The sequence below is a fragment of the Burkholderia sp. ABCPW 11 genome (assembly GCF_001523445.1).
Classification (GTDB): Bacteria; Pseudomonadota; Gammaproteobacteria; order Burkholderiales; family Burkholderiaceae; genus Burkholderia.
On sequence record NZ_LOVM01000007.1, the window covers coordinates 24,754 to 45,260 of the forward strand.

Annotated in this window: 17 protein-coding genes; 12 read left to right on the forward strand and 5 right to left on the reverse strand. The window is 69.7% G+C overall.

All coding sequences use genetic code 11. The features are described 5' to 3' along the window. Nucleotides 1–31: 31 nt before the first annotated feature. The 6 genes from catA to WS61_RS03795 all read left to right on the forward strand — a co-directional run bounded on the left by catA (nt 32) and on the right by WS61_RS03795 (nt 5,275). Entirely contained in the window at nt 32–973 is a 942-nt protein-coding gene (gene catA, locus WS61_RS03770; RefSeq protein WP_059499296.1) for a catechol 1,2-dioxygenase, read from the forward strand. Between the two features lie 117 nt (nt 974–1,090). Further along, a complete protein-coding gene (locus WS61_RS03775; RefSeq protein WP_059499346.1) occupies nt 1,091–2,449 on the forward strand; it encodes a Rieske 2Fe-2S domain-containing protein in 1,359 nt (452 codons plus the stop codon). After that, nucleotides 2,446–2,934, forward strand: a complete 489-nt coding sequence (benB, locus tag WS61_RS03780; RefSeq protein WP_059499297.1) for a benzoate 1,2-dioxygenase small subunit — start codon at nt 2,446–2,448, stop codon at nt 2,932–2,934. Before WS61_RS03775 ends, benB begins: the two co-directional genes overlap by 4 nt. Before the next feature lie 39 nt (nt 2,935–2,973). Next, nucleotides 2,974–3,996: a benzoate 1,2-dioxygenase electron transfer component BenC gene (gene benC, locus WS61_RS03785; protein ID WP_059499298.1), complete on the forward strand. Its 1,023-nt coding sequence runs from the start codon at nt 2,974–2,976 to the stop codon at nt 3,994–3,996. Continuing rightward, a complete protein-coding gene (benD, locus tag WS61_RS03790; protein WP_059499299.1) occupies nt 3,993–4,769 on the forward strand; it encodes a benzoate diol dehydrogenase BenD in 777 nt (258 codons plus the stop codon). The genes benC and benD overlap by 4 nt, the downstream gene beginning before the upstream one ends. A gap of 107 nt (nt 4,770–4,876) precedes the next feature. Beyond that, nucleotides 4,877–5,275, forward strand: a complete 399-nt coding sequence (locus tag WS61_RS03795) for a RidA family protein (RefSeq protein WP_059499300.1) — start codon at nt 4,877–4,879, stop codon at nt 5,273–5,275. Nucleotides 5,276–5,378: 103 nt separating this feature from the next. Here the strand turns inward: WS61_RS03795 and WS61_RS03800 are convergent, their stop codons facing one another. From WS61_RS03800 to coxB, 4 genes are read right to left on the reverse strand one after another with little or no spacing between them, the layout of a single operon-like run. Continuing rightward, nucleotides 5,379–6,959, reverse strand: coding sequence for a cytochrome c (locus WS61_RS03800; RefSeq protein ID WP_059499301.1), 1,581 nt, complete (start codon nt 6,957–6,959; stop codon nt 5,379–5,381). Beyond that, complete coding sequence (locus WS61_RS03805; protein WP_059499302.1) at nt 6,950–7,351, reverse strand: hypothetical protein; 402 nt, start codon at nt 7,349–7,351, stop codon at nt 6,950–6,952. Before WS61_RS03805 ends, WS61_RS03800 begins: the two co-directional genes overlap by 10 nt. Further along, on the reverse strand, nt 7,348–9,987 hold the full coding sequence (gene ctaD / locus WS61_RS03810) for a cytochrome c oxidase subunit I (RefSeq protein ID WP_059499347.1): 2,640 nt from the start codon (nt 9,985–9,987) through the stop codon (nt 7,348–7,350). Before ctaD ends, WS61_RS03805 begins: the two co-directional genes overlap by 4 nt. A gap of 13 nt (nt 9,988–10,000) precedes the next feature. Continuing rightward, a complete protein-coding gene (gene coxB, locus WS61_RS03815) occupies nt 10,001–11,056 on the reverse strand; it encodes a cytochrome c oxidase subunit II (RefSeq protein ID WP_059499303.1) in 1,056 nt (351 codons plus the stop codon). A gap of 313 nt (nt 11,057–11,369) precedes the next feature. Here coxB and WS61_RS03820 point away from each other — a divergent pair, with 313 nt between their 5' ends. Further along, nucleotides 11,370–12,353: an SDR family oxidoreductase gene (locus tag WS61_RS03820; protein WP_059499304.1), complete on the forward strand. Its 984-nt coding sequence runs from the start codon at nt 11,370–11,372 to the stop codon at nt 12,351–12,353. Between the two features lie 5 nt (nt 12,354–12,358). Continuing rightward, nucleotides 12,359–14,137 carry a glycoside hydrolase family 15 protein gene (locus WS61_RS03825; RefSeq protein ID WP_059499305.1) on the forward strand — a complete coding sequence of 593 codons (1,779 nt, stop codon included), beginning with the start codon at nt 12,359–12,361 and terminating at the stop codon, nt 14,135–14,137. Between the two features lie 23 nt (nt 14,138–14,160). Here the strand turns inward: WS61_RS03825 and WS61_RS03830 are convergent, their stop codons facing one another. Continuing rightward, complete coding sequence (locus WS61_RS03830; protein WP_059499306.1) at nt 14,161–16,005, reverse strand: thiamine pyrophosphate-requiring protein; 1,845 nt, start codon at nt 16,003–16,005, stop codon at nt 14,161–14,163. Nucleotides 16,006–16,136: 131 nt separating this feature from the next. Here WS61_RS03830 and WS61_RS03835 point away from each other — a divergent pair, with 131 nt between their 5' ends. The 4 genes from WS61_RS03835 to WS61_RS03850 are packed head-to-tail and all read left to right on the forward strand — an operon-like array spanning nt 16,137 to nt 20,426. Continuing rightward, nucleotides 16,137–17,237, forward strand: a complete 1,101-nt coding sequence (locus tag WS61_RS03835) for an enolase C-terminal domain-like protein (protein WP_059499307.1) — start codon at nt 16,137–16,139, stop codon at nt 17,235–17,237. Between the two features lie 18 nt (nt 17,238–17,255). Next, complete coding sequence (locus tag WS61_RS03840; protein ID WP_059499308.1) at nt 17,256–18,107, forward strand: hypothetical protein; 852 nt, start codon at nt 17,256–17,258, stop codon at nt 18,105–18,107. After that, entirely contained in the window at nt 18,104–18,769 is a 666-nt protein-coding gene (locus WS61_RS03845; RefSeq protein WP_059499309.1) for a gluconate 2-dehydrogenase subunit 3 family protein, read from the forward strand. Before WS61_RS03840 ends, WS61_RS03845 begins: the two co-directional genes overlap by 4 nt. Then, on the forward strand, nt 18,756–20,426 hold the full coding sequence (locus WS61_RS03850; RefSeq protein WP_059499310.1) for a GMC family oxidoreductase: 1,671 nt from the start codon (nt 18,756–18,758) through the stop codon (nt 20,424–20,426). The genes WS61_RS03845 and WS61_RS03850 overlap by 14 nt, the downstream gene beginning before the upstream one ends. Nucleotides 20,427–20,507 lie beyond the last annotated feature (81 nt).

Below are 20,507 nucleotides of genomic sequence, written 5' to 3' on the forward strand. Positions count from 1 at the left end.
CATTCCCCCAAATACACGTGGAGACAGCATCATGAGCGTCAAAGTTTTCGATACCCGGGAAGTGCAGGACCTGCTGAAGGCCGCGTCGAACGCGGGCGCGAACGGCACGAAGGGCGACGCGCGCACGCAGCAGATCGTGCTGCGCCTGCTCGGCGACCTGTTCAAGGCGATCGACGATCTCGACATCACGCCGGACGAAGTCTGGGCCGGCGTGAACTATCTGAACAAGCTTGGTCAGGATGGCGAAGCAGCGCTGCTCGCGGCAGGCCTCGGTCTCGAGAAATATCTCGACATCCGGATGGACGCCGAGGATGAAGCGATCGGGCTGCACGGCGGCACGCCGCGCACGATCGAAGGGCCGCTGTACGTGGCCGGCGCACCGGTGCGCGAAGGCGTCGCGAAGATCGACCTCGATGCCGACGACGGCGCAGGCCCGCTCGTGATCCACGGCACGGTCACGGGCCTCGACGGCAAGCCGGTGGCCGGCGCGCTCGTCGAGTGCTGGCACGCGAACTCGCATGGCTTCTACTCGCACTTCGACCCGACGGGTGCGCAGAGCGATTTCAACCTGCGCGGCGCGGTGAGGACGGGTGCGGACGGCAAATACGAATTCCGCACGCTGATGCCGGTCGGCTACGGCTGCCCGCCGCAAGGCGCGACGCAGCAACTGCTCGACCGTCTCGGCCGCCACGGCAACCGCCCGGCGCACGTGCACTTCTTCGTCGACGGTCCCGGTCACCGCAAGCTGACGACGCAGTTCAACATCGACGGCGATCCGCTGATCTGGGACGACTTCGCGTATGCGACGCGCGAGGAGCTGATTCCGCCCGTGGTCGCCAGGGCCGGCGGCACGGCGCTCGGCATGAAAGCCGATGCGTACCAGGACATCGAGTTCAACTTCGTGTTGACGCCGCTGGTGCAGGGCCGGGACAACCAGATCGTCGAACGCCCGCGCGCTTCCGCCGCGGCATAACCGCCGGCGGCTCGGGCGGCGCGCGTGCGCCGCCGCTGCCGGCCGGTCCCCCGAGATTCAACCGATACCGATGCGAGCGTGCTTGCAGGACGCGGCACGCGCATGGAAGGAGCCATCATGTCCGCCACGATCGACCACACCGACACACTGGATCACCTGCTCGAAACCGCCGTGCAGGATGACAAGGAGGCCGGCATCTTCCGCTGCCGCCGCGACATCTTCACGAACGCGGAACTGTACGAGCTCGAGATGAAACACATCTTCGAGGGCAACTGGGTGTATCTGGCGCACGAAAGCCAGATCCCGGACAACAACGATTACTACACGACGTGGATCGGCCGCCAGCCGATCGTCATCACGCGCGACAAGACCGGCGAGTTGCACGCGGTCATCAATGCGTGTGCGCACAAGGGCGCGATGCTGTGCCGCCGCAAGCACGGCAACAAGGGCAGCTTCACGTGCCCGTTCCATGGCTGGACCTTCTCGAACACCGGCAAGCTGCTGAAGGTGAAGGACGAGAAGACGACCGAGTATCCGGTGCAGTTCAACACGCACGGTTCGCACGACCTGAAGCAGGTCGCGCGCTTCGCGAACTATCGCGGCTTCCTGTTCGGCAGCCTCAACGCGGACGTGTTGCCGCTCGAGGATTACCTCGGCGAAGCGCGCGTGATCATCGACCAGATCGTCGACCAGGCGCCGAACGGGCTCGAAGTGCTGCGCGGCAACTCGTCCTACATCTATGAAGGCAACTGGAAGATGCAGATGGAGAACGGCTGCGACGGCTATCACGTCAGCACCGTGCACTGGAACTATGCGGCGACGATGGGCCGTCGCAAGGAAGACGGCACCAAGGCTGTCGATGCGAACAGCTGGAGCAAGTCGGTCGCGGGCGTGTACGGCTTCGACCACGGCCACATCCTGCTGTGGACCCGGACGATGAACCCGGAAGTGCGGCCCGTGTACCGGCACCGCGACGAAATCCGTGCGCGCGTCGGCGACGTGCGGGCCGATTTCATCGTGAACCAGACGCGCAACCTGTGCGTGTACCCGAACGTGTTCCTGATGGACCAGTTCAGCACGCAGATTCGCGTGGTGCGGCCGCTCGGCGTCGACAGGACCGAGGTCACGATCTTCTGCTTCGCGCCGAAGGGCGAGAGTGAAGCGGATCGCACGACGCGGATTCGCCAGTACGAGGATTTCTTCAACGTGACCGGCATGGGCACGGCCGACGATCTCGAGGAGTTCCGCGCGTGCCAGGCCGGCTATGCGGGCATCACGGCGATGTGGAACGACCTGTCGCGCGGCGCGCCGCTGTGGATCGACGGGCCGGACGAGAACGCGAGAAGGATGGGGCTGAGCCCGCGTATTTCCGGCGAGCGCAGCGAGGACGAAGGGCTGTTCGTGTGCCAGCACGAACACTGGGTGCACGTGATGCGCGATGCGCTGAAGAAGGAACGCGGGGAGGTGGCGGCATGAGCTTCGATTACCGGACGATTTGCGCGGCGCTGTATCGCGAAGCGCGCCTGCTCGACGATCGCGCGTGGGACGAGTGGCTGACCTGCTACGCCGAGGACGTCACGTACTGGATGCCCGCGTGGGACGACGACGATCGACCGACCGACGATCCGACCAGCCAGATCTCGCTGATGTACTACGCGGATCGCGGCGGTCTAGAGGATCGCGTGTTCCGGATCAAGACCGAACGCAGCGGCGCGTCGACGCCCGAGCCGCGCACCAGCCACAACGTGACGAACGTCGAGGTGCTGGCCGAGCGCGATGGCGAGGTGGACGTGCGCTACAACTTTCACACGCTGAACCACCGTTACCGCGTGACCGATCACTTCTTCGGCACGATGTTCGTCACGTTGCGCAAGGTGGGCGACGCGCTGCTGATCTCGCACAAGAAGATCGTGCTGAAGAACGACTACATCCGGCAGGTGCTCGACGTGTACCACGTCTGACGCCGATCGTTTCGACAGGAAGGAAAGGGAGGCGACGTCATGTCCACCTACAAGATTGCACTGAATTTCGAGGACGGGGTCACCCGCTTCATCGACTGCAAGGCTGGCGAGAAAGTGCTCGACGCGGCCTTTCGCGCGAAGATCAACCTGCCGATGGATTGTTCCGACGGCGTGTGCGGCACCTGCAAGTGCCGCGCCGAAAGCGGCCGCTACGATCTCGGCGACGATTACGTCGACGACGCGCTCACCGAGGACGAGAAGGACGACGGCCTCGTGCTGACGTGCCAGATGGTGCCGCAAAGCGATTGCGTGATCGCGGTGCCGACGTCGTCGGTCGCCTGCAAGACCGGGCAGAGCAGCTTTGCCGCGACGGTCGCGAAGGTCGAGCAGCACAACGATGCGGCCGTCGTGCTCGAACTCGATGTCGGCGCGAGCGCGCCGGTGTTCCTCCCGGGCCAGTACGTGAACATCGGCGTGCCGGGCAGCGGCCAGCACCGCTCGTATTCGTTCTCGTCCGCGCCGGGCGACGCGAAGGTGGGCTTCCTGATCAAGAAGATTCCCGGCGGCGTGATGAGCACGTGGCTCGAATCGGCGCGGCCGGGCGACACGCTCGAACTGCACGGGCCGCTCGGCAGCTTCTATCTGCGCGACGTACAGCGGCCGCTGCTGTTCCTCGCCGGCGGCACGGGCCTCGCGCCGTTCCTGTCGATGCTCGACGTGCTCGCGCGCAGCGGGTCGCAGCAGAAGGTGCATCTGGTGTACGGCGTCACGCGCGATCTCGATCTCGTGCTGGTCGACGCGATCGAGGCGGTGGCGGCGAAGCTGCCGAACTTCAGCTTCGCGACGGTCGTCGCGGACGCCGCGTCGAGCCATCCGCGCAAGGGCTGGGTCACGCAGCATATCCCGGCCGACGCGCTGAACGACGGCGACGTCGACGTGTATCTGTGCGGGCCGCCTCCGATGGTCGATGCGGTGCGCCAGTATTTCGACGACGCAGGCGTGAAGCCGCACAGCTTCCACTACGAGAAGTTCACCCCCAACGTCACGGCAAAGGCGGCATGACCATGCAACGATTCTCCGGCAAGGTCGTCGTCGTTACCGGCGCGGCGCAGGGCATCGGCCGCGGTGTCGCGCTGCGCGCGGCGGCCGAGGGCGGCAAGGTGCTGTTCGTCGATCGCGCGGATTTCGTGGCCGAGGTGGCCGCGCAAGCGCCGGGCGGCAATACGGCCGGCTTCGTCGCGGATCTCGAGACGTACGACGGCGCGCATGCGGCGATGGCATACGCGGTGCAGACCTTCGGCGGCATCGACATCCTGATCAACGGCGTCGGCGGCGCGATCCGCATGCGGCCGTTCGCCGAGTTCGAGCCGGTGCAGATCGACGCGGAAATCCGCCGTTCGCTGATGCCGACGCTCTATGCGTGCCATGCGGTGCTGCCGCATCTGATCGCGCGCGGCGGCGGCACGATCGTCAACGTCTCGTCGAACGCGACGCGCGGCATTCGCCGCGTGCCGTACTCGGCGGCGAAGGGCGGCGTGAACGCGTTGACGTCGGCGCTCGCGATGGAATACGCGGAACACGGCATCCGCGTCGTCGCCACCGCGCCCGGGGGGACCAACGCGCCGCCGCGCCGCGTGCCGCGCAATGCGGCCGGCGACACCGAGCAGGAACAGGCTTGGATGGCCGAGGCCGTGCGGCAGGTGACCGAATCGACGTACTTCAAGCGCTACGGCAGCCTCGACGAGCAGATCGCGCCGATCCTGTTCCTCGCGTCGGACGAGGCGAGCTACATCACGGGTACGGTGCTGCCGGTCGCGGGTGGGGATACGGGTTGAAGGGCGCGCCTGCCGATCTGCTTGCCTCACGGGGGCATGTGCCGCGGCAGGGCGCGCGACGACGACCGTCACATAACCGGCCGGCGAGCCCGGCCACGGAGACATTCATGAGCAACCGAGAAGCGATCATCCCGGCCGGCATGGAAGCCGTGTACGAAAAAATCGGCTATGCGCCGGCGATCAAGGTCGGCGATACCGTTTACGTATCCGGCCAGATCGGCCGCGACGCGGCGATGCAGTTGATCGAGGGCCGCGAAGCCCAGATCGTGCAGGCGTTCGAGAACCTGCGGCAAGTGCTGGAGGCGGCCGGCGCATCGTTCGACGATGTGGTCGATCTCACGACGTTTCACACCGACATGCGCGACCTGCCGCTGTTCATGCAGGTACGCGACCGCTATTTCCGTGCGCATCCGCGGCCGGCGTGGACCGCGACCGGCGCGCACATGCTCGGCGGCTCGCCCGGCTATATCGTCGAGATCAAGGCGGTGGCGGTGCTGGCACGCTGATTCGGTTCGTCGATGAAGTCGAGCCCTGCGTAGATGGACAACCGATATCGAACCATCGGCGCTTGCTGAACGGTTTCGATGCACGTGCGACGAAACCGACACCCTACTTGTGAATCGCCCCCCGCAACCGCCTCACATCCCGCTCCGACACCGGCGCGGCCCGATTTCCCCACGCACCGCGCACGTAGCTGACCACCGCGGCGATCTCGCCGCTCGTCAGCGCGCCGCGCATCGCCGGCATCCGCTGCACAGGCCCCGTCTTCCCGGGCGCGGGCCGCGCGCCTTCGACCACGATCCGGATCGTGCTGGTCGGATCGGCCGCGAGCACGATCGAACTGCCCGCGAGCGCCGGCCCGCGATCGGGGACGCCTTTGCCTTCGGCACCGTGGCAACGCGCACAGAACCCCGCATACACGCCGGCCCCCGGCGCCTGCTGGCCGCTTTCCGGACGAGGGCCGGCCACCGTCAGCCGCGGCACGCCGACCCCTACCGGATTCGTCGCGGCAGTCGGTTGCGCCGGCAACGACTTCAGGTACACCGCGATCGCATGGCGGTCGGCATCCGTCAGCAACGCGGTGCTTTCGCCGACGACCGGCGCCATCGCGCCGAACACCGCGCCGCGCGCCGCATGGCCGCTGCGCAGGAATGCGGCGATGTCGTCGGCCGACCAGCGGCCGAGGCCGTCCGGGTCCGCACCGGTCAGGTTCGGCGCGAACCAGTGATCGTTGATGCCGCCGGTGAGGAAGGCGGGGCTGCGCTCGTCGTAGCCGCGTTCGTTGTAGGCCGGCCCGCGCGGCGTATGGCAGGCGCCGCAATGGCCGAGCCCCTGCACGAGATAGGCGCCGCGATTCCATTCCGCCGATCGAGACGGCTGCGGCGCGAACCGGTCGCGGTTCGCGAATGCGAGACTCCACAGCCCGAGCGCCCAGCGCTGGTTGAACGGAAACGGCAACTGCGTGAGCTTCGCCGCGTTCAGCGAAGGCGCGACGCCGCGCATGAAATACGCATACAACGCACGCACGTCGTCGTCGCTCAGGTGCGCGAGCGACGGGTAGGGCATCGCCGGATACAGCCGGCTGCCGTCCGCACGCACGCCGCGCCGCAACGCATCGTCGAACTGGCGCAGCGTGTAGTGGCCGATTCCGTGCGTCGGGTCCGGCGTGATGTTCGGCGCATAGATCGGCCCGAACGGCGAATTCACCGGCTGACCGCCCGCGTACGGCGTATGGTCGGCCGCGTCGTGGCATGCGGCGCAATCGCCGGCGAGTGCGAGGTAGCGGCCGCGCGCGAGCGTCGCGGCGTCGGCGCTCGCGGCAGCCGCGGCGATCGTCGGGCGGCGGGCGGTTGAGGCGGAAGCCGCATGCGGAGGCTGGGCGGCCGCGCCAGATGCGCCAGATGCGCCGGAATCCGCCGCCCGCGACCGGGAAAGGCGTGGGTCGTCTCGCGCGCGAGCTGACATCGACGCGCCGGCATCGGCCGCCGACGTGCGAATCCGCACGAACCGCCAGCCCGATGCTGGCTCGGGCGCTTGCGCCGCCGACGCTGCGCCGGCCGTGTCCGCAGCGGCCGCGTTGTCGTCGCGCTGCATGTCGCATCCGCCGAGCGCGACGCATATCGCGACCGCTACCGCGGCGCCCGCGCGGCGGCCCGGCACGAAGCACGAAGCGAACGAGATCAGCGCCATGGGCTGCAAGGCCCCACGAAAGCGGTGACGATTCCCGTAAACACCAGACCGATCACGAAGCCGAGCGCGGCGAGCATCCCGCAGCGCGCGAGAAAGCGCGTACTGTCGTCGCGCGTCGCGACGGGCGCATCGGCATCGCGCCGGTGCCGCCACGCGCGCGCGAGCCACGTTGCGCAGGCCGCGGCCAGCGCGAACGCGCCCGCGGCGATCAGCGCGAGCCACACGCCGACGTGCGCCCAGCGCGGCGCGGCCTGTGCGACGCCGAGCGGATAGCACGCGGTGGACGCGAGCGTCTCCGACACGAGCATCTGCGCGAACCAGAGCGCGGGTGCGCCGACCAGGCCGGCCGCGATCGCGAGCAGCGGTGTCCACGCGCGGCGTGCGTCGTTCATCCGGTACTCCTCAGCCAGAATGGCGATACGTACAGCGCGGTGAAGATGAACAGCCACACGATGTCGACGAAGTGCCAGTAGAGCCCGCCGACCGTCAGCGCGACGCGTCGCTCGCGGCCGAAGAAACCGGCGGCCGTCCACCCGGCGAGCAGCGCAAGGATCGCGAGGCCGGCCACGACGTGCGCGAGGTGGAAGCCGGTGATCGTGAAATAGAGGCTGCCGTACAGATGCGCGGTCGGGCCGTACGGATGGTCGCGCCATTCGTGCCACTGGACCAGCGCGAACGCGGCGCCGAGCACCAGCGCGACGACGAGCATCGCGACCGCGCGCACTTGCCGGTCGGCGCGCACCGCGCGTTCCGCGAGCCACACGAACACGCTGCTCGACAGCAGTACGACCGTGTTGGCGGCCGCGAGCCCGATCTTCGGCATTCCTTCGGGCGGCCACGGCGCGGACCATTGCGACTGCAGGTAGAAGTAGCAGAACAGCAGGTAGCCGAACAGCCCGGCCTCCGTCACGATCAGCGTGAGCACGCCCCACCAGCCGCCTGCGCGCTCGCCGCAACTGCCGACCGGCAGCGGCTCGATGCACGCGGCCGGCGCGCCGGCCGGCGCTTTCGCCGACGGCGGCTCGTCCGGATGCGGCCCGGCGGCCGCGGCGGGCGCCTGCGTGTCGGCGCGGGCCGGCAGGCGCGCGCGCTGCCCGAGCGTGCGGCGCGGCCACAGCCACGCGGCAGTGGCGATCGCGCACCCGGCGACGGCTGCGCAGACGAGGGTCGGCGAGCGCGCGAGCATCGCCGCGAACACGGCGGTCGCCAGCAGCGCGAGCACGAACGGCACGCAACTGTCTTCGGGCATCTTCAGGATCGCGCTGGGTGCCGCGGCGAGCGGCGTGACCGCGAGCGCCTCGCGCCCGTCCGCGAGCCGGTAGCCAACCCGCAGGCTGGTGCGCGCCGGATCGTCGCGCGTTTCCCACAGCGGATGCCGCGACGCGACGAGCGGCAGCACCGCGAAGTTGTACACCGGCGTCGGCGACGCGACGGACCATTCGAGGCCGGCCCCGCCCCAAGGGTTGTCGCCGGCGCGCGCGCCGCGCCGCGCGCTCACCAGCGCATTGACGACGAACATCGCGATGCCGATCCCGAACACGAACGAGCCGATCGTCGTCAGCAGGTTCGACGTGTCCCAGCCCATCCCGGACGGATAGGTATAGATGCGGCGCGGCATCCCGAGCAGCCCGGACACGTGCATCGGAAAGAAGCCGAGATTGAAGCCGACCAGCACGACCCAGAAGGTCCAGCGTCCGAACCGCTCGTTCATCATTCGCCCGGTGAACTTCGGGAACCAGTACGTGACGCCGCCGAGCACCGGAAACACGTTGATGCCGAGCAGCACGTAATGCAGATGCGCGACGACGAAGTACGTATCGGTGAGCTGCCAGTCGAGCGGCACGGCCGCGGTCATCACGCCCGACACGCCGCCGATCACGAACATCAGCACGAAGCCCGCGAAATACAGGAACGGCGTGCGGAACACGGGGCGGCCGGTCCAGATCGTCGCGATCCACGCGAACACCGCGACCGCGCTCGGAATCGAGATCAGCATGCTCGCGGCGCCGAAGAACGCGAGCGCGAGCGGCGCGATGCCCGTCGCGAACATGTGGTGGACCCACACTTCGAAGCCGATCAGCATCGTCGCGACGGTCGATACCGCGACGGCCTCGTATGCGACGAGCGGCCGCCGGCAGAAGGTCGGCAGCGCGTCGGACACGATCCCCATCGCCGGCAGCACGACCACGTAGACCCACGGATGCGCGAACATCCAGAACAGGTGCTGCCACAACAGCGGCCGGCCGCCGTGCGCGACGTCGAAGAAGTGCGTGCCGGCATTGCGATCGAGCCACAGCAGCAGGAACGCGAGACTCACCGACGGCACCGCGACTAGGTTCGCGACCGACGCGGTCAGCGTGCCCCACACGATGATCGGCAGCCGGTCGATCGACATGCCGTGCGCGCGCATCCGCAGCAGCGTGACGACGAAGTTCGCGGCGCCGCCCGTCGTCGAGATGCCGAGCAGGATCATCCCGAGCGCATAGATGTCGATGTTCGCACCGGCGCTGTAGTCGAGCGACGTGAGCGGCACGTAGTTGAACCAGCCGCCGTCCGGCACCGCACCGAGCGGAAAGCTCGCGTACAGGAACAGCCCGGCGAACAGGAACGCCCAGTACGAGAACGCGTTGAGCCGCGGAAACGCCATGTCGCGCGAGCCGAGCATCAGCGGCCACAAGTAGTTCGCGAAGCCGGACAGCACCGGCAGCGCGTACAGGAAGATCATCGTGACGCCGTGCATCGTGAACAGCGAATCGTATTGCGCGGGCGTGAGCAGCGTCGCGTTCGGCCGCGCGAGCTGGATGCGCATCACGAGCGCCTCGACGCCGCCCAGCAGCAGGAACGCGAACGCGGTGACGATGTAGCGCAGCCCGATGCGCTTGTGATCGACGGTGCCGAGCCAGCCGCGCCAGCCGGGTTCGGACTCCCATTGCTCGGCCAGCGCGCGCTCGTGCGCGGAACCGGGCGGCGCTTCGCCGAGATCGGGTACGCGGCTGAGCGGGGTGGGCGTGTCGCGGGCAATGGCCACCGGCATCCTCGGTTCAGTGCAGCGTCGCGAGATACGCGGCGAGATCGTCGGCGTCGCGCGGCGCGAGCGCGATCGATGGCATCAGCGATTGCGGCTTGATCTGCTGCGCATGCGCGATCCAGCGGCGCAGGTTGTCGGGCGTGTTGTCGAGCGTGCCGGCCGCGAGCAGCCGGCGCGTGCCGACGTGCGTGAGATCGGGGCCCGCGTCGCCCGTTGCGTCGGTGCCGCGCACCGCGTGGCAGCCCGCGCAGCGCGCGGCGAACACGCGTTGGCCGCGGCGCTCGGCGCCGGCCGCGGGCGCCGGGGCCGGTTGGCGCTGCGCGGCGAGCCACGCACGAAATGCGGCCGGCGGCTCGGCCACCACTTCGAACGCCATGTGTGCATGCTGCGCGCCGCAGTATTGCGAGCACTGCCCGCGATAGACGCCCGGCCGGTCGGCCTGCAGCCATTGACGATTGGTCTGGCCGGGAATCGTCTGGGTCTTGCCGGCGAGTTGCGGCACCCAGAACGCATGAATCACGTCGGCGCTCTTCAGTTCGATCGCGATTGGCTCGCCCACCGGAATATGGATTTCGTTCGCGGTGACGAAGGCCGGGCCGCCGGCATCGTCCGGATAACGAACGGCCCACCACCAGTCGTACGCGGTCACCGCGATCGTCAGTGCGGGCGGGCGCGGCGGTGTCGCGATCGCGCCGAGCACGCGCAGCATGTAGACGAGCGCGCCGAACAGCAGCAGGATCGAGATCGCGGAGCCCACGGTCACGATCGTCAGCCCGCTGCCATGGCCACCGCCCGCCCGCGCGCGACGGCGAAACAGCGCGATCAGCAGCAGCACGGCGATCGCGACGCAGACGAACAGGCACAGCGCGAGCAGCGCCCAGCCGAGCACGAAGACCGGCTGCGCGGCAGGGCCGGCCGCGTGCACGACGTAGGCGAGCGGCAGCGGCGCGGCCGGATTGCCGGACTCCGCAGGCTCGGCGGCCGCGCGCGCGACGAGCGGTGCGACCGCCCACGCGAACGGTGCGATGCATGCGATATGACGCGTTTTTCTGAACAGCGGAACGAGCAACGCGACTCCTTGCCGATGGCGGCGGCATGACGAAAGCCGTTCGCGGCCGAGCAAGTTTCGTGCGTACGCGGCTCGCATGCTTGCGGCCGCGGCGAGGCGGAATGGCGCACGCAACGCGCCGGTGCGTTACAGCCGGTTTGTAAATCGGGTGGCCGTTCACGGCGCGCGCCGGCACGGTGCGGTCCGCATGGGTCCGCATCGTCCGCGGCATGTCGTTTGCTGCGCCGATCGCGTTCCGGCACGCAGCGGCGCAAAAGCTTCGTCGGCATGCCGGCCCTCATCGAAAAAAATCGAAAAATGGGAGGAACCGACCGTGAAGACCGTCGCGATCACCGGCGCGAGCGCCGGCGTCGGCCGTGCGACCGCCCACGCATTCGCGCGGCGCGGCGCGAACGTCGCGCTGCTCGCTCGCGACCCGGAAGCACTGCACGACACCGCGTGCGAGGTGCGTGCGTACGGCGTTCGGGCGCTGCCGATCGCCGTCGACGTCAGCGATGCGGCCGCGCTCGATGCGGCCGCCGAGCGGATCGAACACGAGCTCGGGCCGCTCGACGTGTGGGTCAACAATGCGATGGTCACCGTGTTCGCGCCGTTCGACGCAATCTCGCCGGAAGACTATGCGCGCGTGACGGCCGTGACCTACCTCGGCTGCGTGTACGGCACGCGGGCCGCGCTTGCGCGTATGGCGCCGCGCAACCGCGGCACGATCGTGCAGGTCGGCTCGGCGCTCGCGTATCGGTCGATTCCGCTGCAAACGCCGTACTGCGGCGCGAAACACGCGATTCGCGGCTTCACCGACGCGCTGCGCTGCGAACTGCTGCATGCGCACAGCCGTGTGCGCTTGACGATGGTGCAATTGCCCGCGATCGACACGCCGCAGTTCGACTGGGCCGAATCCGTGCTGCCGCACGCGCCGCGTCCGGTTGCGCCGGTCTATGCGCCGGAGGTGGCGGCCGACGCGATCGTGCACGCCGCGCGGCATCCGTGCCGCGAGCGCTGGGTCGGCTGGCCGTCGCTCGCCGCGATCGTCGCGAACGGTATCGCGCCCGGTTGCTTCGACCGCTATCTCGCACGAACGGCGGTGCGCGGCCAGCAGCGCGCCGCGCCGGCCGGGCCGCGCCCGTCGAACCTGTGGGCGACCGTGCCCGGCGGGCATGCGACGCGCGGCGCGTTCACCGACGAAGCGTGCCGCACGGGCGTCGAGGCCGGGCTCGGCGCATCGCGTGCGCTCGCGTTCGGCGCGGTGCTCGTCGTGCTCGCGACCGCGCTCGCCGTCGCGCGCAAGTGGAACCGGTGAGGGCGATGCGGATCGAGGATTACGCGCTCGTCGGCGACGGTCGCAGCGCGGCGCTCGTCGCCCGCGACGGCAGCATCGACTGGCTGTGCTGGCCGGACTTCGATTCGCCGCCGTGCTTCGCCGCGCTCGTCGGTACGCCTGACAACGGCCGGTTCCGGATCGCGCCGAGCGACCCGGATGCGCGCGTGACGCGTCGCTATCTGCCGGGCACCGCGATACTCGAGACGACGTTCGATACGCCTTCCGGCTGCATCGCGATCACCGACTGGATGAGCTGGAACGCGCGCGATCCGTGCCTGATCCGCAGCGTGTGCGGCGAGCGCGGGACGGTCGACATCGACGTCGATCTCGGCGTGCGCTTCGACTATGGCAGCGCGCTACCGTGGTGCCGGCGTTTCGGCCGGCGCTGGCGGATGATGACGGGCGGCGATGCGATGTGGCTCGACACGGATGCGCGGCTCGACGTGCAGCGCGACCGGCTCGTCGGCACACGCCGGATCTCGGCGGGTGAGCGGACGGATTTCTGCATCAGTTACGCGCGTTCGTTCGACCCGGCGCCGGCCGTGCCCGATGCGTATGCGTCGCTGCGCGACACGCAGGCATTCTGGCGCGTCTGGTCGGATTGCAACGCGGCCGACGGCCCGTATCGCGACGCGGTCGAACGCGCGCTGATCACGGTCAAGCTGCTGTCGAGCCTGCGCACCGGCGGCATCGTTGCGGCGCCGACCAGTTCGTTGCCCGAGCGCTTCAGCGGCGCGCGCAACTGGGACTACCGGTTCTGCTGGCTGCGCGATGCGAGCTTCACGCTGCGCGCGCTGGTGCGCTGCGGCTATCGCGACGAAGCTGCGCGCTGGCGCGACTGGCTCGTGCGGGCGATCGCCGATCATCCGTCGCAACTGCAGGTGCTGTATGCGGCCGACGGCGGCCGGCGCGCGGCCGAGTGGGAGGCCGCGCATCTGGCCGGCTACGAAGGCGCGCAGCCGGTGCGCTTCGGCAACGCGGCGGCCGACCAGTTGCAGCTCGACGTGTACGGCGAGGTGCTCGGCGCGCTGTATCAGGCGCGCCGGCACGGGCTGCCACCCGACGACGACGCGTGGACGCTCGAGCGGCGCCTGCTCGAGCATCTCGCGACGATCTGGCGCGAGCCGGACGAAGGTATCTGGGAGGTGCGCAGCGGGCGGCACCCGTTCACGTCGTCGAAGGTGATGGTGTGGGCCGCGGTCGAAAGCGCGTACCGCTCCGCGCGCGCGTTCGGCCACCACGCGCCGCTCGACGTGTGGCGCCGCTGGGCCGACGCGGTGCGCGCGGAGGTGCTCGAACGCGGCTACCACGCGCAGCTCGGCCGCTTCGTCGACCGTTTCGACGGCGATGGCATCGACGTCAGCCTGCTGCTGATTCCACTCACGGGGATGCTCGACGCGTCCGACCCGCGCGTGGTCGAGACGGTCGCCGCGATCGAGCGCGAGCTGGTCGACGACGGCTTGCCGTTCCGCTATCGCCCGCCGCGTTTCGCGGACGGCTGCGAAGGCGACGAAGGCGCGTTTCTCGCGGCCGGCTTCTGGCTCGTGCAGGTGTACCGGATGCAGCGGCGCGACGACGACGCGCACGTGCTGTTCGAGCGGCTGCTCGGCTTGCGCAACGACGTCGGGCTGCTGTCCGAGGAGTACGACGTGAACGCGCGGCGCATGTGCGGGAATTTTCCGTTCACGCTCGCGCAGGTCGGGCTCGTCAATGCGGCGCTCGCGCTGCACGGCGACGGGCGGGACGACGTCGACATCGACTAGTCGCGCCGTTCCGCTTGCCCGGCTTACGATTCGCCTTTCCCTTCCTTGCTGCCCTTGCCGGCCTTGTCGCTGTGTTCGCCGTTGCCGGGCAGCACGGCCGACAGCACCTGCCGTGCGGTCTCGACGATCACGTTGGCTTCGCGCGCGTCGCCTTTCACCAGCATTTCGGCGAAATGCTTCGCCTGCTGCAGCGTCACGTGCGGCGGCAGCGGCGGCACCTCGGGGTCGCTCTTCACTTCGAGCACGACCGGCCGGTCGGACGCGAGCGCCTCGTCCCACGCGGCGCCGAGCTGCTCCGGATCGTCGACGTAGATGCCCTTGAGGCCCAGCAGCGTCGCGAAGCGGTAATACGGCACGTTCGGGATCTGCTGCGACGCGTCGAATTTCGGGTCGCCCTCCATCACGCGCTGCTCCCACGTGACCTGGTTCAGGTCCTCGTTGTTCAGCACCATGCAGATCCAGCGCGGGTCGGGCCACTGGCGCCAGTATTTGGCGACCGTGATCAGCTCGGCCATGTTGTTCATCTGCATCGCGCCGTCGCCGACCATCGCGATCACCGGGCGCACCGGATACGCGAATTTCGCGGCGATCGCATAGGGCACCGCGGCGCCCATCGACGCGAGCCCGCCGGACAGCGAGCCCATCATTCCGCGCCGCATCATCAGATCGCGTGCATACCAGTTTGCGCAGGAGCCCGAATCGCTCGTCAGGATCACGTCGTCGGGCAGGCGCGGCGACAGCTCGGTAAACGCGCGCTGCGGATTGACGCCGCGCCCCGCGCTGGCTTTCGCGGCCGCGCGGGCCGCGAGCGTCTCGTGCCAGTCGTGGTTCCATTTCGCGATCCGGTCGCGCCACGCGGTATCGCGACGCTCGTTCAAGAGCGGCAGCAGCGCGCGCAGCGTCTCGGCGCTGTCGCCGACCAGATTGACTTCCATCGGGTAGCGCAGGCTCAGCATGTCGGCCTTCAGGTCGATCTGCACGCCGCGCGCCTGGCCCTCCTTCGGCAGGAATTCCGAATACGGAAAACCGGAGCCGACGACCAGCAGCGTGTCGCATTCGGTCATCAGCTCGTAGCTCGGCTTGGTGCCGAGCAGCCCGATCGAGCCGGTGACCCACGGCAAGTCGTCCGGCAGCGCGGCCTTGCCGAGCAGCGCTTTCGCGGCGCCCGCGCCGAGCCGGTCGGCCGCCGCGATGACCTCGTCGGTCGCGTGCAGCGCGCCGGCGCCGACCAGCAGCGCGACTTTCGACCCTGCGTTGAGCACGTCGGCCGCGCGCCGCAGGTCGTCCGCATACGGCACGACTTTCGGCGCCGTGTAGCCGACTCCCGAATGCACGGTGCCGTGCGCGCGTTTCGGCGGCGCGTAGTCGAGCTCCTGCAGGTCGTTCGGCAGCACGAGCGCGGTGACCGTGCGCGCGCCGAGCGCCGTGCGCACCGCGCGGTCGACCAGATGGCGCACCTGGCCCGGCACCGTCGCAAGCTGAACGAATGCGCCCGCAACGTCCTTGTAAAGCGCCGGAAGATCCACTTCCTGTTGATAGTGGCCGCCGAGCGACGCGCGCGCCTGCTGGCCGACGATCGCGAGCACCGGCATGTGGTCGAGCCGCGCGTCGTACAGGCCGGTCACGAGGTGGGCGGCGCCGGGGCCCGACGTCGCGACGCATACGCCGAGCTCGCCTGTAAATTTTGCATGCGCGGACGCCATGAAGGCCGCCATCTCCTCGTGGCGCGCCTGGATGAATTCGATCTTGCCGTCGGCGCGATTCAGCGCGCCGAAAAAGCCGTTGATGCCGTCGCCCGGGTAGCCGTAGATGCGGCGCACGCCCCACTCGTACAGCCGCTCGACGATGAAATCCGCCACTGTCGCCATGCCGTTTCTCCTTGGTTCGGGATGAGCCGATGCGAGGCAGCGGCGCAAGGCACGTGCCGCGCCGCGCGCGTCGGGCACAGCGGTTGCACGCGTGGTCCGCAAGCAAAAAGCAAGTTGACCGGAGCGCAACGATGGCCCTTTCCGCCGCGCCGGCGATCGACGACGTGCGCGCTCGCGCGTATCGCGTGCCGACCGACCGGCCCGAAGCCGACGGCACCTATGCATGGACCGCGACGACGGTCGTCATCGTCGAGATCGACGCGGGGCCTGTGACGGGGCTCGGCTATACGTACACGGATGCGAGCGCCGTGCCGCTCGTGACGTCGCTGCTGGCCGGCGTGCTGCGCCACCGGCCGGCGGTGGACATCCCGGCCGCCGTCGACGCGCTGTGGCGCGCGGTGCGCAACCTTGGCCGCAGCGGGATCGCGGCGACCGCGATATCGGCGCTCGATGCCGCGCTGTGGGACGCGAAGGCGAAACTCGCCGACATGCCGCTCGCGCTGCTGCTGGGCCGCCTGCGCGAACGCGTGCCGGTGTACGGCAGCGGCGGGTTCACGACTTACGATGCGCCGACGCTCGCCGCGCAACTCGACGGATGGCGCGCCGAGCACGTGCGCGCGTGCAAGATCAAGATCGGCGTGGAGGACGCGCGCGATCCGGCGCGCGTGCACGCGGCGCGCGACGCGCTCGGGCGCGACGTCGACCTGTTCGTCGATGCGAACGGCGCGTACGCGCCGCGCACGGCGCTCGCGTTCGCACAGGCGGCCGCCGATTGCGACGTTCGCTGGTTCGAGGAGCCCGTCAGCAGCGACGACGTCGCCGGGTTGCGATTCGTGCGCGAGCACGTCGGCGCGCGGGTGGACGTCGCGGCCGGCGAGTACGCGTATACGCCCGACGATTTCCGGCGCTTGCTGGAAGGCGGTGCGGTCGACGTGCTGCAGGCCGACGCGACGCGCTGCGGCGGCGTCAGCGGTTTTCTCGCGGCCGCCGCGCTCGCCGATGCGCACCACGTCGACCTGTCCGCGCATTGCGCGCCCGCGCTGCATCGGCACATCGGCTGCGCGGCGCCGCGCCTGCGCCACGTCGAATGGTTTCACGATCACGTCCGCATCGAGCGGATGCTGTTCGACGGCGCGCCGATGCTCGTCGACGGCGCACTGGAAATCGACGCGACGCGCGCCGGGCTCGGCCTCGAATTGCGCACCGCCGACCTGCTGGATTTCGCGCTTTAACCCCGACGAGGAGGAACGATGCGACACCGCCGACATCGCGCCGCCGAGCGCGACAGGCTGCTGGCCGACGCCGCGCGGCTGCTGAACCGCAGCGCGTTGCTGCTGGCCGGCTCGGTGCTCGCCGACAGCGGCGTCGAGCACTATCGCGGCACCTTTCACAATCGCGCGATGCTCGCGCCGCTCGCGATGTCGACGCTGTCGGTGATCGCGAGCGTGCACGGCCACGCGGACGATACGCCCGTGCGTCACCGGCTGCGCGACGCGGTGCACGTCGCATCGGCCGCGGTCGGCGTCGCCGGTTCCGCGTTCCACCTGTACAACGTGACGAAGCGGCCGGGCGGTTTCAGCTGGCACAACCTGTTCTATGGCGCGCCGCTCGGCGCGCCGTTCGCGCTGCTGCTGTCGGGCGCGCTGGGCGCGGCGGGCGAGCGGTTGCGCGAGAGTCCGGCCGATGCGCCGCGGCTCGCCGGGCTGCCTGCCGGGCGGGCGCTTGCCGGGCTGGTCGCGGCAGGGCTCGTCGGCACGCTCGGCGAAGTCGGCTTGCTGCATTTTCGCGGCGCCTTCCAGCATCGCGCGATGTTCGCACCGCTCGTCGTGCCGCCGCTTGCCGCGCTGGCGACTGCCCGGCTCGCGCTGTCGCGCCCGCGTGCCGACCGGCGGTTCTGCCGCGGGTGGCTGCGCGCGACGGCCGTGCTCGGGTTCGTCGGCGTCGCGTTTCATGCGCGCGGCGTCGCGCGGCAGATGGGCGGCTGGCGCAACTGGTCGCAGAACCTGCTGTCGGGCCCACCGCTGCCGGCGCCGCCGAGCTTCACCGCGCTCGCGATCGCAGGGCTGGCCGCGACCGCGCTCGCCGAACAGGAGGCGTCATGAACGATGCGAACCGCAAGCCGGTCGCGCTGCCGCGCTATCCGTGCTACGACGTGCTCGCCAAGCGCGACACGCCGTCGTGGAACGATGCGACGCGGCGCGCGATCGATGCGCGCCTGCGCGTGGCTGCGAATGCGCCGCGTCATCTGGATGCCGAACGATTCGCGACGCTCGGTGCGTTGTGCACGCGCATCGTGCCGCAGCAGCCGGGCGGCGCGGGCGCGATCCCGACCGCCGCGCTGGTCGACGCGCGGCTCGCGGCCGACGACGGCGACGGCTATCGCGATGCGCGTCTTCCCCCGTTGCGCGCCGCGTGGCAGACGGGCCTTGCCGCGCTCGACGCGATGGCGCGGCACGCGCACGGCAGCCCGTTCGCGGCGCTCGCCGCGCGCGACGCCGACGCGTTGCTGCACGCGGTGCAGAAAGGCGACGTCGATCGACAGATGGAACCGGCCTGGGCCGGCATGGACCCGCGCACGTTCTTCGCGAAGCGCGTGCTGATGGATATCTGCGGCGCGTATTACGGCCATCCGTTCGCGTGGAACGAGATCGGCTTCGGCGGCCCCGCGAGCCCGCGCGGCTACGTGCGGATGGACTTCAACCGGCGCGACCCGTGGGAAGCGGAAATGCGCGTGGAGGAGGGCGATCGCGATGGCCGCCGATGAACCGCTGTCCGCCTCGTCGCCGCGCGGCCGCGACGGCCGTGCGCCCGATCCGTTGCGGGTCGGCGGCTGGTCGCCGATGCGGATGTTCCGCGACGACGACGCGGTCGACTTCGTGATCGTCGGCACCGGTGCCGGCGGCGGCACGCTCGCGTGCAAGCTCGCCGAATACGGCTTCTCGGTCGTCGCGCTCGACGCGGGCGCATGGTGGCGGCCCCTCGAGGAATTCGCGTCCGACGAGACGCATCAGCACAAGCTGTTCTGGACCGACGAGCGGATCTGCGACGGCGCCGATCCGCTCACGCTCGGCACCAACAATAGCGGCCGCGCGATCGGCGGCAGCACCGTGCACTTCGCGATGGTGTCGCTGCGGTTCCGGCCCGAGTGGTTTCGCTCGCGCACCGCGCTCGGCTACGGCGTCGACTGGCCGCTCGACTGGCGCGAGATGTGGCGTTACTACCGCGAGGTCGAACAGGCGTTGAAGATCAGCGGGCCGGTGAACTACCCGTGGGGGCCGCCGCGCCCGCGCTATCCGTATCGTCCGCACGAACTGAACGCGGCCGCGCTCGTGCTGGCGCGCGGCGCGGAGGCACTGGGCATCGACTGGACGCCGACGCCGCTCGCGACGCTGTCCGCGCCGCGCGGCCGCGCGCATCCGTGCGTGTACCGCGGCTTCTGCATCGCCGGCTGCGCGACCAACGCGAAACAGAGTGCGCTCGTCACGTGGATTCCGCGGGCGGTCGCGGCCGGCGCCGAAGTGCGCGATCTCGCGATGGCGCTGCGGATCGAGGCCGACGGCGATCGCGTGACCGGCGTGCACTACGCGCGCGACGGCCGCACCCGGTTCCAGCGCGCGCGCAACGTCGTCGTCGCCGGTTATGCGATCGAGACGCCGCGCCTGCTGCTGCTGTCCGCGAACGGGCGGCATCCGCAGGGGCTCGCGAACCGTTCGGGCCTCGTCGGCCGCTACCTGATGGCGCAGCTCAACCAGGCGTCGTGGGGGACGATGGACGACGAAGTGCGCTGGTACAAGGGGCCGCCGTCGCTGTCGATCACCGAGCACTGGAACTATGCGGACGAAGGCAAGGATTTCTTCGGCGGCTATTGCTGGATGAGCCAGGGGCCGCTGCCGATCGAATGGGCGCGCAAGGTCGCCGCGCGCGGGCTGTGGGGCGACGCGCTGAAGCGCGAAATGGCGCGCTACAACTTCCAGGCCGGCTTGAAGATCGTCGGCGAGACGCTGCCGCGCGCGGACAACCGCGTGACGCTCGCCGACGAACGCGACGCGTTCGGGTTGCCGGTCGCGCGCGTGACCTATTCGTACGACGACAACGATCGCCGGATGATCCGCCATGCGCTCGCGCAGATGGGGCGTTCGCTGGAAGCGGCCGGTGCGCGCGACATCTGGCACGAGGAGGACGACACGTGCCATCTCGCCGGCACCGTGCGGATGGGCGACGACCCGGCGACGAGCGTCGTCGATGCCGATTGCCGCAGTTGGGACATACCGAACCTGTGGGTGTGCGACGGCTCGGTGTTTCCGACGGTGGGCGGCGTGAATCCGTCGCTGACGATCCAGGCGATCGCGTGCCGCACCGCCGACCGCATCCGCGCGCTGGTCGCACGCGGCGATTCGCATGCGCGAGCGCGATGGCGGTGAATCGCGCGGCGCGACCCCGCAGCGACCGATACGACGCGTGCTTACGAGCGAGGATGCCGCGAGCGAACCGTTCACTTTCTT

What these genes read in the sequence shown, in the direction of transcription:
- WS61_RS03850 (WP_059499310.1), top strand. Translation starts at nt 18,756, where the DNA reads ATGGCCGCCGATGAACCGCTGTCCGCCTCGTCGCCGCGCGGCCGCGAC.
- WS61_RS03800 (WP_059499301.1), bottom strand. Translation starts at nt 6,959, where the DNA reads ATGGCGCTGATCTCGTTCGCTTCGTGCTTCGTGCCGGGCCGCCGCGCG.
- WS61_RS03825 (WP_059499305.1), top strand. Translation starts at nt 12,359, where the DNA reads ATGCGGATCGAGGATTACGCGCTCGTCGGCGACGGTCGCAGCGCGGCG.
- WS61_RS03845 (WP_059499309.1), top strand. Translation starts at nt 18,104, where the DNA reads ATGAACGATGCGAACCGCAAGCCGGTCGCGCTGCCGCGCTATCCGTGC.
- benC (WP_059499298.1), top strand. Translation starts at nt 2,974, where the DNA reads ATGTCCACCTACAAGATTGCACTGAATTTCGAGGACGGGGTCACCCGC.
- WS61_RS03835 (WP_059499307.1), top strand. Translation starts at nt 16,137, where the DNA reads ATGGCCCTTTCCGCCGCGCCGGCGATCGACGACGTGCGCGCTCGCGCG.
- WS61_RS03830 (WP_059499306.1), bottom strand. Translation starts at nt 16,005, where the DNA reads ATGGCGACAGTGGCGGATTTCATCGTCGAGCGGCTGTACGAGTGGGGC.
- benB (WP_059499297.1), top strand. Translation starts at nt 2,446, where the DNA reads ATGAGCTTCGATTACCGGACGATTTGCGCGGCGCTGTATCGCGAAGCG.
- WS61_RS03805 (WP_059499302.1), bottom strand. Translation starts at nt 7,351, where the DNA reads ATGAACGACGCACGCCGCGCGTGGACACCGCTGCTCGCGATCGCGGCC.
- WS61_RS03795 (WP_059499300.1), top strand. Translation starts at nt 4,877, where the DNA reads ATGAGCAACCGAGAAGCGATCATCCCGGCCGGCATGGAAGCCGTGTAC.
- WS61_RS03775 (WP_059499346.1), top strand. Translation starts at nt 1,091, where the DNA reads ATGTCCGCCACGATCGACCACACCGACACACTGGATCACCTGCTCGAA.
- WS61_RS03840 (WP_059499308.1), top strand. Translation starts at nt 17,256, where the DNA reads ATGCGACACCGCCGACATCGCGCCGCCGAGCGCGACAGGCTGCTGGCC.
- catA (WP_059499296.1), top strand. Translation starts at nt 32, where the DNA reads ATGAGCGTCAAAGTTTTCGATACCCGGGAAGTGCAGGACCTGCTGAAG.
- benD (WP_059499299.1), top strand. Translation starts at nt 3,993, where the DNA reads ATGACCATGCAACGATTCTCCGGCAAGGTCGTCGTCGTTACCGGCGCG.